The sequence below is a fragment of the Acerihabitans sp. genome (genome assembly GCF_036398755.1).
Lineage (GTDB): Bacteria > Pseudomonadota > Gammaproteobacteria > Enterobacterales > Enterobacteriaceae > Acerihabitans.
The window spans coordinates 24,611-36,916 of sequence record NZ_DASWOM010000018.1; the positions used below are offsets into that span (position 1 = coordinate 24,611).

General features: G+C 54.5%; 10 protein-coding genes. 8 read left to right on the plus strand and 2 right to left on the minus strand.

What is annotated here, in order from left to right; genetic code table 11:
• The first annotated feature begins 114 nt into the window (after nt 1-114).
• On the plus strand, nt 115-1,641 hold the full coding sequence (gene pntA, locus VGC33_RS03605; protein WP_331119127.1) for a Re/Si-specific NAD(P)(+) transhydrogenase subunit alpha: 1,527 nt from the start codon (nt 115-117) through the stop codon (nt 1,639-1,641).
• A gap of 11 nt (nt 1,642-1,652) precedes the next feature.
• Nucleotides 1,653-3,041, plus strand: coding sequence for a Re/Si-specific NAD(P)(+) transhydrogenase subunit beta (gene pntB, locus VGC33_RS03610; protein WP_331119129.1), 1,389 nt, complete (start codon nt 1,653-1,655; stop codon nt 3,039-3,041).
• Between the two features lie 144 nt (nt 3,042-3,185).
• Here pntB and uspE read toward each other — a convergent pair whose 3' ends face one another.
• Entirely contained in the window at nt 3,186-4,139 is a 954-nt protein-coding gene (uspE, locus tag VGC33_RS03615) for a universal stress protein UspE (RefSeq protein WP_331119131.1), read from the minus strand.
• Nucleotides 4,140-4,275: 136 nt separating this feature from the next.
• Complete coding sequence (fnr, locus tag VGC33_RS03620; protein ID WP_331119250.1) at nt 4,276-5,028, minus strand: fumarate/nitrate reduction transcriptional regulator Fnr; 753 nt, start codon at nt 5,026-5,028, stop codon at nt 4,276-4,278.
• 205 nt (nt 5,029-5,233) lie between these two features.
• Between fnr and VGC33_RS03625 the strand changes: the two genes are divergently transcribed.
• The 6 genes from VGC33_RS03625 to VGC33_RS03650 all read left to right on the plus strand — a co-directional run bounded on the left by VGC33_RS03625 (nt 5,234) and on the right by VGC33_RS03650 (nt 12,301).
• Nucleotides 5,234-6,142: an L-lactate dehydrogenase gene (locus VGC33_RS03625; protein WP_331119133.1), complete on the plus strand. Its 909-nt coding sequence runs from the start codon at nt 5,234-5,236 to the stop codon at nt 6,140-6,142.
• A gap of 61 nt (nt 6,143-6,203) precedes the next feature.
• Entirely contained in the window at nt 6,204-6,767 is a 564-nt protein-coding gene (gene smrA / locus VGC33_RS03630; protein ID WP_331119135.1) for a DNA endonuclease SmrA, read from the plus strand.
• Between the two features lie 17 nt (nt 6,768-6,784).
• A complete protein-coding gene (tam, locus tag VGC33_RS03635; protein WP_331119137.1) occupies nt 6,785-7,561 on the plus strand; it encodes a trans-aconitate 2-methyltransferase in 777 nt (258 codons plus the stop codon).
• Between the two features lie 321 nt (nt 7,562-7,882).
• Nucleotides 7,883-11,110 carry a hypothetical protein gene (locus tag VGC33_RS03640; protein ID WP_331119139.1) on the plus strand — a complete coding sequence of 1,076 codons (3,228 nt, stop codon included), beginning with the start codon at nt 7,883-7,885 and terminating at the stop codon, nt 11,108-11,110.
• 79 nt (nt 11,111-11,189) lie between these two features.
• Entirely contained in the window at nt 11,190-11,594 is a 405-nt protein-coding gene (locus tag VGC33_RS03645) for an antitoxin Xre-like helix-turn-helix domain-containing protein (RefSeq protein ID WP_331119141.1), read from the plus strand.
• Nucleotides 11,588-12,301 carry an RES family NAD+ phosphorylase gene (locus tag VGC33_RS03650; protein WP_331119143.1) on the plus strand — a complete coding sequence of 238 codons (714 nt, stop codon included), beginning with the start codon at nt 11,588-11,590 and terminating at the stop codon, nt 12,299-12,301. Before VGC33_RS03645 ends, VGC33_RS03650 begins: the two co-directional genes overlap by 7 nt.
• The last annotated feature ends 5 nt before the right edge of the window (nt 12,302-12,306 follow it).

The following is a 12,306-nucleotide window of genomic DNA, read 5'->3' on the forward strand; positions in this document are numbered from 1 at the left end:
GTAGGTTGTTGTGTGGCTATTGTAGGGTGATCCCAGGGTCTACCGTATGACAGATTTGACTTTTGGGTCAGGATGACGGTTATCTTTAAAAAAACAGTTTAAAAAGGGAAAGCTATGCGTATTGGTGTACCAAAAGAACGCCTGGCCAATGAGGCCCGCGTTGCCGCAACGCCTAAAACGGTTGAGCAACTGCTCAAGCTGGGTTTTACCGTGGCGATTGAAAGCGGCGCCGGCAAACTGGCCAGTTTCGAAGACGCGGCCTTTCTGGCGGTCGGCGCCTCTGTTACGGATACCGCCGATGTCTGGCAGTCCGATATCATCCTCAAGGTAAATGCGCCGTTGGATGACGAAATCCCGTTGATCAAACAGGGCGGTACGCTGGTCAGTTTTATCTGGCCGGCACAGAACCCGACGCTGCTGGAAAAACTCAGCAGCCGCAATATCACCGCGATGGCGATGGATTCGGTGCCGCGTATTTCGCGTGCGCAGTCTCTTGATGCCCTGAGCTCCATGGCCAATATCGCCGGCTATCGCGCGATAGTGGAGGCCGCGCATGAATTTGGCCGCTTCTTCACCGGCCAGATTACGGCGGCGGGTAAGGTACCCCCGGCCAAGGTGATGATTATCGGCGCGGGCGTCGCCGGGCTTGCCGCCATCGGCGCGGCGGGCAGCATGGGCGCCATCGTGCGCGCCTTCGATACCCGGCCCGAAGTCAAGGAGCAGGTCCAGAGCATGGGCGCGGAATTCCTTGAACTGGATTTTGAGGAAGTGGCGGGCAGCGGCGATGGTTATGCCAAGGTGATGTCCGAGGCGTTTATCAAAGCCGAAATGGCGCTGTTCGCCGCCCAGGCGCAGGATGTTGATATTATCGTCACTACCGCGCTGATCCCCGGCCGGCCGGCGCCGAAGCTTATCACCAGGGAGATGGTGGCTTCGATGAAGCCGGGCAGCGTGATTGTCGATCTGGCCGCGCAAACCGGCGGCAACTGCGAACTGACCGTGGCTGATACCATCACCGTCACCGACAACGGCGTGCGGATAATCGGTTATACCGATCTGCCGAGCCGTTTGCCGACCCAGTCCTCCCAGCTCTACGGCACTAACCTTGTCAACCTGCTGAAACTGTTGTGTAAAGAAAAAAACGGCGAGATCCTGGTGGACTTCGACGATACGGTGATTCGTGGCGTGACGGTCGTCAAGGACGGCGAACTGACCTGGCCGGCTCCGCCTATTCAGGTGTCCGCCCAGCCGCAGCAGGCCGCCGCCGCGCCGCTGCCGAAACCGGCCGCCAAACCCGGTTCGCCGGCCCTGAAATACGCACTGATCGCGCTGGCGATTATTTTGTTCGGCTGGCTGGCCAATGTGGCGCCGCGTGATTTCCTGTCGCATTTCACCGTGTTTGCCCTGGCCTGTATTGTGGGTTATTACGTCGTCTGGAACGTGAGTCACGCGTTGCATACCCCGCTGATGTCGGTAACCAACGCCATCTCGGGGATTATCGTTGTTGGTGCGCTGCTGCAAATCGGCCATGGCGGATGGGTTTCTTTTCTTTCCTTTATTGCCGTGCTGATTGCCAGTATCAATATTTTCGGTGGTTTCACCGTGACTCAGCGCATGCTGAAAATGTTCCGTAAAAATTAAGGGGTAAACCCATGTCTGAAGGATTAGTGACGGCGGCGTATATAGTTGCCGCTATTTTATTTATTTTCAGCCTGGCGGGGTTGTCCAAACACGAAAGCTCAAGGCAGGGCAATCTGTTTGGGGTATGCGGAATGGCGATTGCGCTTATCGCCACCATTTTTGGCCCCCATGCCGGCAATATCGGCTGGATCATCGTCGCCATGGTGATAGGCGGCAGCATCGGCGTTTATCTGGCGCGCAAGGTCGAAATGACCGAAATGCCCGAACTGGTGGCAATCCTGCACAGCTTCGTCGGCCTGGCCGCGGTGCTGGTGGGTTTTAACAGCTATCTCGACCATGGCGACATCATCAACCCGGTAATGGAAAATATCCATTTGACCGAAGTGTTTTTAGGCGTCTTTATCGGTGCCGTGACCTTTACCGGTTCAATCGTGGCGTTTGGTAAACTGCGCGGCAAAATTTCCTCGCGTCCGCTGATGTTGCCGTATCGTCATCATATGAACCTGGCCGCCCTGGTGGTGTCGTTTCTGTTGCTGGTGATGTTCGTCAAGACCGGCAGCGTCGCCCTGCAATCCATCGCGCTGCTGTTGATGGTCATTATCGCACTGGTGTTCGGCTGGCACCTGGTGTCTTCCATCGGCGGCGCCGATATGCCGGTGGTGGTGTCGATGCTCAATTCCTACTCGGGATGGGCGGCGGCGGCGGCGGGTTTTATGCTCAGCAACGATTTGCTGATCGTGACCGGCGCGCTGGTGGGCTCCTCGGGGGCGATTCTGTCTTATATCATGTGTAAAGCCATGAACCGTTCATTCCTCAGCGTGATTGCCGGCGGTTTCGGCACCGACGGCGCAGGCTCCGGCGAAGAAACCGAGATGGGGGAATATCGCGAGACCACGGCGGAAGACGTGGCCGAACTGTTAAAGAATTCCAGTACCGTTATCATCACCCCTGGCTACGGCATGGCGGTGGCTCAGGCGCAGTATCCGGTGGAAGACATTACGGCCAAACTGATTGCCCGCGGCGTCAAGGTGCGTTTCGGCATTCATCCGGTGGCGGGACGTTTGCCCGGTCATATGAATGTGCTGCTGGCCGAGGCCAAGGTGCCTTACGACGTGGTGCTGGAAATGGATGAGATCAACGATGATTTCGCCAGCACCGACACCGTGCTGGTCATCGGCGCCAACGATACCGTTAACCCGGCGGCGCAGGAAGATCCGCACAGTCCGATTGCCGGCATGCCGGTGCTGGAAGTGTGGAAAGCGCAGAACGTTATCGTGTTCAAACGGTCCATGAACACCGGCTACGCCGGCGTGCAAAACCCGCTTTTCTTCAAGGAAAACACCCAGATGCTGTTTGGCGACGCCAAAGCCAGCGTCGAGGCGATTTTGCGCGCGTTATAAGGTGATTGGTCACGTGCGGTGAGTTCAGAAGGGGCGCATGTGCGCCCCTTCTGGCCGCTTGCCGGCACCCGGCGCTACCTACAACCACCGAACGCACGGCAAACGAAAACCACGCCGAGCCGGCATAAGCCGACAAGGCCTCTATTATTCGTACTTATCGCCGCCCTCAAGCGTCACCGGCGAGACATAATCATCCGGTTTAATCGCCAGCAAATCGCATTTCAGATGGTCGATCACCAATTCGGTGGTATTGCCGATAAACGCGGCGGAAAACCCGGTGCGGCCGATGCTGCCCAGCACCACCACTCCGGCGTCCAGATGCTCGGCCAAATCGGGGATAACTTCCTCCGGCAGGCCTTTTTCCACATGGGTGAATTTTTCATCCAGCTGGAATTTCTGGCGCAGGCTTTTCATTGCGATCAGATGTTGGCCGCGAATGGCGTCGTTATAAACGCTGGGATCAAAATCCGGCAGTTCTATGGCGATATTGATGGGCGTAACCGGGTAGGCGCCCACCAAATGGACCTCGGTCTGGTTAACCTGCTTCGCCAGCGCCAGGGTCTCGGTGACCAGCTTGATATTCAATGGGTCGTGATAGGGTTCTTCGCCGGAAAGATTGACCGCCACCAGCGCTTTGCCGCCTTCCGGCCAGGGTTGATCCTTGACCATCCACACCGGGCAGGGACATTTGCGCAGCAGATGCCAGTCGGTGGGGGTAAATATCACGGATTCAAAACGATCGTGCTGGTGGGCCATTTTCAGCACCAGGTCGTGTTTGTGGGCGATGACTTCCTGGATGATGGCTTCAAACGGACGGTTATGCCACACCACCTTGATATCGATGGGCACGCCGCTGCTCAGGTAATGCTGGCACTGTTCCTCTATCCAGGCGGTACGCTGGCTGATAACGCCCTGGCGCATTGCGGTGCGCTCGTCAGGCGAGAGCAGGGTGGTCATTTCGTAGGAAAAATCGTAGATGGGCAGGAAGGCTTTAATGGACCCCCCCAACTGATGCACCAGATACACGGCCCGGCGAAGGGCGGGCTGATCATCCTGGTTAGGATCGATTGCGACTAACAGGTTGCGATACTTGGCCATTTGAAGACTCCTCTTTTCTGCAATGCCACAGAATAGGAGAAGAGTAACTCATTGCAACAAACACGGACAGAAGAGAAGTGAAGCCGGATCGATAAAATGAGAATTATGTCCCCGGCCGGGGGTTATCCGTCTTGTATCAACTCACTTTTTGCGGCGTGCCGGCCAGCTCCGACAAGGCTTCGCCGTCTTCGATGGTTATGTATTTGCCTTTTACCGCCAGCATGCCGCTTTTCTGGAAACGGCCCAACAGTCGGCTGATGGTCTCGACGGTCAGTCCAAGATAGTTGCCGATGTCGCCCCGGGTCATGGTCAGGCGAAACTCACGGGGTGAAAAACCGCGCTGGGCAAAACGGCGCGACAGATTGTAGACAAAAGCCGCCAGGCGTTCCTCGGCGTTCTTTTTGGACAGCAGCAGGATCATGTCCTGATCGCCCTTAATCTCACCGCTCATCAGGCGCATCATCTGCTGGCGCAGGTTGGGCATTTTGCCGGATAAATCGTCAAGGGTTTCGAAGGGGATTTCACACACCATGGAGGTTTCAAGCGCCTGGGCAAAGCTTGGATGCTGGCCGGCGCCGATGGCGTCAAAGCCCACCAGGTCGCCCGCCAGGTGGAAGCCGGTAATCTGCTCGTCGCCCTGTTCGGTGATGGTATAGCTTTTGATGGTACCGGAGCGGATGGCGTAAAGCGACTTCAATTCATCGCCGGCCTTGAACAGCGCCTGGCCTTTCTGGATGGGTTTCTTGCGCTCAATGATATTGTCCAACTGGTCAAGCTCGTGTTCATTGAGCGTAAAAGGAATACATAATTGGCTGATACTACAATCCTGACAGTGGATCGCACAACCGCCAGACTGGATTCGTCTGATAATACGCTTTTCCTGAATGATCATATCTCGCCGCTCATGCATTACTTGATTTGGGTCAATTTTACCACCAATTGGTGTCGATGATAAAGTGTCCAGCGACACTGGTGCACATTTAGCTAAAATATCTCTTGGGCACGGGGCATTTTGCCGGTGGGTTTTGCATTTTAAAAGGTGTAAGGTAAAAAAATATGCGGGTGAAACACCTTTAACATCAGGGGATAACAGTATGGGACGGACGGTGGGCATTATCGGCGCGGGCCATGTGGGCGCCGATACGGCATTTTCCCTGGTGACCCAGGGGCTGTGCGACGAAATTGTGTTAATCGACAATAATGAGGCCAAGGCGCGCAGCCAGGGCCTGGAACTGCGTGATATGGCGTCACTGGTGCCCTCCAGGGTAAATATCCTCGTTAATGATTATGCCGCGCTGCGGCGGGCGCGGATAGTGGTGATGGCGATCGGGCCGACGACGCTGCTGCGCGAGGATCGGATGGAGGAACTGCTTGAAACCAGCGCCACGGTCAAGCAGGTGGTGCCGCTGATTATGGCGAGCGGGTTTAACGGGGTCATCATCAGCATCACCAACCCCTGCGATGTCATCGCCGCCGTCATCCAGCGGGAAAGCGGCCTGCCGGCGTCCAGGGTGTTCGGCACCGGCACGTCGCTCGACACCGCGCGCATGAAACGGGTGGTCGGCGAGTTTTTCGGGGTGGACCCCAAAAGCGTCAGCGGCTACGTGATGGGCGAACACGGTGAATCCCAATTTGTCGCCTGGAGCACCGTGCGTATCGGCGGACGGCTGGTCAGCGAATGGGACGGCGATAAACAACCCGATCTGCCGGCAATGAAAGACCAGGTGCGCGCGGGCGGCTGGGACATACTGCTGGGCAAGGGCTGGACCAGTTTCGGCATCGGCACCGCCACGGCGCGGCTGGTCGACGCGGTATTGTCCGGCGCCGACACCGTCTTCCCGGTGTCGGCGTGGGATGAACGGGAAGGGGTGTATATCGGTCAACCCGCCATCGTCGGCGTCGGGGGCATCGGGCGCGCGTTGCCGGTGGCGCTGACCCAGGATGAGCAACGGGCGTACGCCGCGTCGGCCAGGGTGATCGGCCGCGCCTTCGCGGCCCTCTGATCCATGGCTGGTTAACACAAGGGCGATAGCGGCATCGCCCCGACAAGCGCGAGTGACAACAATGACCTGTAATGATGAAGAGTTGTTTAAAGAGGCCATGGACGATGTCAAACCGCTAAAGGATCCGGCCGGGGTGGTTTTTTTGCGGCATAAGCCCGCGGCGACGAACCGTCGGCCCGACGAGGACGTCGCCGAAAATTTTCTCATCACCGCCCTGCATGAGGTGATCCCCCTCGATTTTCCCCTGAGTTACAAGCGGGACGGCATACAGCAAGGCGTGCTGGATAAGCTGAGCGCCGGCCATTACGCCATCGAGGCCAGCCTGAACCTGACGCGCTCGCCGGTGGAAAGCTGCCGCAGGGAACTGTTTGACTTTATACTGCGCATGCGCCGCCAGGGTGCGCGCACGCTGTTGATTATTCACGGGAAAGGGCGCAATAACCACAGCCACGCCAATATTGTGCGCAGCTTCGTGGCGCGTTGGCTGGCGCAGTTCGATCAGGTGCAGGCGTTTTGCTGCGCGCAGGCTTATCACGGCGGCACGGGCGCCTGCTACGTGGCGCTGAAAAAATCCGACATTGCCCGCGGCGAGAATCGCGAGCGCTTTGCCCGCCGGGGGCGTTAATTAAAGAGGACAAAGACATGCCAGATTGGAATCCCACGCTTTACCGCCAATTTGAAGCGGAACGCACCCGCCCGGCGCTGGAGCTGCTGTCACGTATTCCGCTGACGGCGCCTGCGCGCATCACGGATCTCGGCTGCGGCCCGGGCAATTCCACCCAGGGGCTGCATGAGCGCTTCGCGCAGGCGGCGGTAACCGGTATCGACAGCTCGGCCGCCATGCTCGACGACGCGCGGGCGCGCCTGCCGCACTGCCGGTTCAGCCAGGAGGATATCACCGCCTGGCGGCCGGCCGCGGCCCAGGATATTATTTATGCCAACGCGTCGCTGCAATGGGTTGCGGATCATGAAACCCTGTTTCCCCGGCTGTTTTCCCTCACGGCGCCGGGCGGCTGCCTGGCGGTGCAGATGCCGGATAACCGCGACGAGCCGAGCCACGGCGAAATGCGGCGCATCGCCCAGGAAATGCCCTGGCGCCAGTATATCGGCGAGGCGGCGGGCATAAGAGTGAGGATATTACGCGCGCAGCAGTATTATGATTTACTGGCGCCCGAAGCCGTGGCCGTGGATATCTGGCGCACCACCTATTTTCATGTCATGCCGTCGGTGGGGGCAATTGTGGAATGGCTGCGCGCCACCGGCCTGCGTCCCTTCCTTGAACGGCTGGACGCCACGCTGCAGTCCTCGTTTATCGAGCGCTATCGCCAGGCGCTGGTTAGCGCTTATCCGGCGCGCGCCGATGGCACGGTATTGCTGGCGTTCCCGCGCCTGTTTATCGTCGCCACCCGGCCAGGTTAAGTCCCCAATAGCGGGTGTGCGGTATATATCGCGCCACCAGCGGCGTCACTCAAGGCCGCTGTTTTTGCGCGCGTAAATACCGCTACGCCTTTATCACCTTTTCACTGACTCTACCGGAGCTTATTTGCCGCCGGGAGTTCGCCATGCCGGCGCTGAAGGCAAAATTTAACTAAAGAGTGAGACACTGATCAATTTTTTTCATTAGCCCATTAAAATCTAAACGTCGATAATTACCCGCACAAACGCTAATGCGGTCAATATAATTTTTCCTTGCAGGAATAATATAGTCGACTAATAATAATATTTAACATGGGGAGGTTTATGAAATTTGCAGAAGAAAAGTATCCTTGTTATACCAACACTGCTGAAAATATATCCGATTCATTCGCCATCAAGTTTTGCTTATCCAAAAATTCGATATTACGACGTAATTTTCAAAACGCCAGGAACAGCGGTGAAAAATTATCATTACGGTACGCATCGGTTCCCGACGCCCTTAATACCCTAGACGACAGAAAGGAAACAGCGCCAGCCCTGTCGACATTCATGCTGCGCCGCACTCAAGCGTTATCCGATGTAGGCGATGAGCCTGAAATCGTGCAAATAAAAAGCAAACTGGACTATCATCTTGTCGGCGCGGATTATGCGTTTAATGCCTCTGAGTATGTTTATAGCGGTTCACTGCGCGATGGTTTTTTTTTGCAGCAGGGCATAACCCTTGATCGGGAAGACCGGTTGTTGCTGGTAAAGGGAAAACAAAAAGACTTTATCAAGAGCTACTGGCAGAAGGTTCAGGGCACAAAAAAATTTTATATTGCCAGGATCGATTTCGGTGAGTACGGCGATCTTCGATTTGATCGATTAACCATCAATGATAAAGGTCACCTGATTGCGAAAAAAAAAGACAAAGATGATTATTATAAAATAAGATTGGGCACGGACGGAACGGCGACCACGCTGGACGGCGATACGGGTTGCGACACTGCTTTTAGCATAACCGTTTCATTGGTGAAACTGCCGCAACAGTCGTGGATGCCGGAGGACCTGCGTTTTAACATCCATGAGCAGGCTACGGTTGAATTGGCATTTAAACAAGGCACGCTTTATCTTGTGACATCCACCGGGCCGGGTGAGGGTCAGGAACCGGAAAAGCATGAAACAAAACTCAGTTTACCCTTATCCCGTTCGGCAAAAATCTTATCCGTTGCAAAAATACTCAATATGGCCAAGCTCACCGTCGAACACAACGGCCTGATAAATATTTATTATGTGAATCCCAAGCATGTGGATACCGTAAATGCCCGTATCAGGCATTTAAGCCAGAAACCGCCGCAAAATTTTTATTCAGGTTCGGGAACCGATTCTTATGAACGAGTTTATTCAGGCCAGCCTTTTGCCGGCAGGCGCTGGGACAAATTCAGCAGCCGATGGATCCCATTACTGTCAAAAACCATTGATAATTACAGGGTAAATATACAGCGCGCCCGAACATTCCAATACCTCGGAGATAGGCGCCGTGCCGTCATTGCGGCGGTGCAAGCGGTCGATCCCTGTATACAGATCCTGGCGCGCCCGATCGCCAGAAAACTAAAGCCTACCCAGCGCACGGAAGCGCCACAAACACCGCCTCATGAATTGACCGGGGAGTTTGGCGAAATAAGTAGATTTGTAAACAATGACAGAATGAATCAATTATATGCTTCAGCCTCAGCTTACCTTAACCTCAAGCCCCAGATCATCGCCAAGATAAAACACACGTTATCACTGCTGGAAGAAAACGATTCCATATCACTGAATAAATCGTTTGATGCTTCGTTTTTTATAGGGTTAGCCGTGGCCGGCCCGCCCTTTATGCCAGGTTTTTTTGCCGGCTTTATGGCCCGCTTCAGTCGGGGAAAAGCCTTAACGCTGACTAAAAACGCCCAAGGAAACATAAGATTCAATTATAATAAAATTAATTATAAGACATTTATTTCAATTTTTGGTACAGGTCAAGGCCTGGAGGATAATTGTAAACTGATACGTTACAATAACATTGATTTTGCAACATTTCTGCCCTTCGAGGCCAATGCCATTCTGGTAACCAATAAAGACACCGAAATAAATGTCAGCGTCGATGTTCCTTGGCAGTATATGGACGTGATGCTCGACGCCTTATTCAATCCAGGAAACGCAGGTGAGGATATCGGTATATTAACCCGGCAGGCGGTAAAAAAATCCGGCGCCAGCATGGGGGCCACCTTGTTGTTGGAAGCCAAAAGCGAGCTGCGTGCCCAGGTAGGCTTCATGGCCAATCCCGAGACCTTTCTGGTGTTGCCGCGCACCGGTTCCGGAATAGGCGGCTCGGTGAATTTTTTTGATATCAATAAGCAAACTGATGAGGTAGTCACTTATTCATCCACTACCCCCGACCATAACAGGCAGGTTAACCTGCAGCAAAATTATTTTTCCCTCTCCCTGTATTGCTACCAGGAGAGTAAAATCATGCCTATTGCCATGGTCAGCACCCCGAACAATACTCTGCTGTGTTTTCCGTTACCCTTAACCGAGGAGTTAAAGCAAACGCTGCCCGCCACCCGCAATGTCCTGGCGAGATATTTCCGCTTGGACGGCACCACGTTGAAAATCGAGTCAGACCCGCTGGTGTCATTGCAGACAGGCGAGGTTGCAAAGGGAGGGCAGCAGGAAACGGAACCGGCATTTAACCTGATAGCCAACGAGCTGAAATACGTGATTTCCGGGTTTTCGAAAATGTTGCCCCAACCTGTTGGCGAAAAAATAGAGGCGCTCAGCAAAGACATCAAAAATGCCGTAGATCGCTTCCACGGTTACCAGACGGTGAAGCAGGGAAAACAAATCAGTACCTTTATTTTATCCCAGGGAGATTACCAGCGGAATTTGCGGCTATTAAAACAACAAAAAAACGCCAAAATCGCTCTTTTTCCCCAACCGGTCAAGCCCCAGAGGCGGGGGTTGAAACAATCACTCCGGTTCTGGACCAGAAATACCACCCTCGGCGAATATTACAAAAAAAAATCGATTGCCACGTCTGGCGCTGATCGGGGACAGCGCTATCATACCGTCGATTTTATCCGCGCCGTGGAGAATTATTCAGGCCGGAGCAGTAGGGATAGCATGGGCAAGCGCTCCGAGGTGCTGGCTATCGCCACCTATAAAATCCAGAAACAGGTGATAAGACAAATATACGACGAATTTATCGCCATGCTTAACATGATTATGTTGGCGCTCGCGGCCGGTAAAAATTATGATGCGGCCATCAAACGGCTGGAATATCTTTCCACAATCTGCAGTCTGAAGTACGCGGGGACAAGCCCGGTGTTCCAGCTCGATCATATCCGGCTGGTGAGACAAAATACCCTGGCATCGCATATCAGCACGGTGCCCTGCACCATTTTGAATGTGGCCTCGAAGAACGAAATAACCTATACCGCCTCGCTCGGCACCCTCAGGTTTATGTACCGCAATAAAGAGGTGTTCCCTTATGACCTGACCTCATCGCTGAAGATCATGCCCGATCTGTTTTTTTAAACCGCCCAATTGTCTTTAAGTAGACTAATTGTATTAATTAGTCCATACTGATACCAAGATGATAACGGAGGACACCGCCATGTCTTTGCCGCAAAAACTACCGCTTCACGAAGACAAAAGACACGCCGCCGCCGTCGGGCTTAAAACGGTCATGGCCATTCTTGATAAATGGGGAGCCAGCCCTGAACAGGCGCAGTCCATTTTGCAGATATCAAAAGCGTCCTATTATAAATTCAGGAAGGATCCGGCCGCCGCACTGCTGACCAACGATCAGTTGGAACGGCTGAGCTACCTGCTGAATATCCATGCCTCGCTGCGCACGCTATTTGAGAACCCCGAAAATGTGTATGGTTTTATGTCGCTGAACAACCATAATCCTTACTTTAACGGGCGCAGACCGCTGGATATGTTAAGCACCGGCCACTTCGGCACCTTATACGAAGTCCATAAACAGCTGGACGCGCTGCGGGGGGGTCAATGGTAATCATGGACACGCCCGGCTTGCCCGCCTTGGAGATCGCGCAACAGCGCGGCTACCGGCTGATCAATTCCAAATATCCGCCGATTGCGTTATTTGAGGACGTGGCCGACGAGTCAGAATTCGACATCCTTTATACGCTGCAGGCATTAACCAACCCCAGGCTGAAAAATGAAACCGGCGACCTGGCGTATTTGGCCGCGGGGGAAATCCCTTTCGGCATTGCGGGATGTTCCTACGCGGTAGCGCCGTTTACCCATGTCAATCCGCAGGGCAGCCGTTTTTCCGACGGCACGTTCGGCATGATGTATCTTGCCGATGAGATGGCCACCGCCCTGGCTGAGGTGACCTATCACCAGGAACGCTACTGGCAGTTTATCGAAGGACTTAAATATGATCGCCTGGTGATGCGCAGCCTGGTGTTTATCTTCGACCCCGCGCCCGCCCTTGACGCATTGGCCTTGCCGTTTTCCGACCCGGTTTACGATCCGCTCAGCTATAGCGCTGCCCGGGGGTTGGGCCGATCTATAAAGGCCACTGGCTGTAGCGCGCTGCGCTATCGTTCGGTTCGCCGGCCGGGCGCGGTCTGCTGGGGTCTTTTTACCCCGAAAGGGGTGAAAAGCGTGCAACAGAGCGCGCATTATGAATTTATCTGGGACGGCGAAAGGATTGCAAAAATAGATCGCATCATGTCCACCCAGGCACTGAGGTAATGGCC

What these genes read in the sequence shown, in the direction of transcription:
- VGC33_RS03625 (WP_331119133.1), top strand. Translation starts at nt 5,234, where the DNA reads ATGGGACGGACGGTGGGCATTATCGGCGCGGGCCATGTGGGCGCCGAT.
- VGC33_RS03650 (WP_331119143.1), top strand. Translation starts at nt 11,588, where the DNA reads ATGGTAATCATGGACACGCCCGGCTTGCCCGCCTTGGAGATCGCGCAA.
- uspE (WP_331119131.1), bottom strand. Translation starts at nt 4,139, where the DNA reads ATGGCCAAGTATCGCAACCTGTTAGTCGCAATCGATCCTAACCAGGAT.
- pntA (WP_331119127.1), top strand. Translation starts at nt 115, where the DNA reads ATGCGTATTGGTGTACCAAAAGAACGCCTGGCCAATGAGGCCCGCGTT.
- VGC33_RS03645 (WP_331119141.1), top strand. Translation starts at nt 11,190, where the DNA reads ATGTCTTTGCCGCAAAAACTACCGCTTCACGAAGACAAAAGACACGCC.
- VGC33_RS03640 (WP_331119139.1), top strand. Translation starts at nt 7,883, where the DNA reads ATGAAATTTGCAGAAGAAAAGTATCCTTGTTATACCAACACTGCTGAA.
- pntB (WP_331119129.1), top strand. Translation starts at nt 1,653, where the DNA reads ATGTCTGAAGGATTAGTGACGGCGGCGTATATAGTTGCCGCTATTTTA.
- smrA (WP_331119135.1), top strand. Translation starts at nt 6,204, where the DNA reads ATGACCTGTAATGATGAAGAGTTGTTTAAAGAGGCCATGGACGATGTC.
- tam (WP_331119137.1), top strand. Translation starts at nt 6,785, where the DNA reads ATGCCAGATTGGAATCCCACGCTTTACCGCCAATTTGAAGCGGAACGC.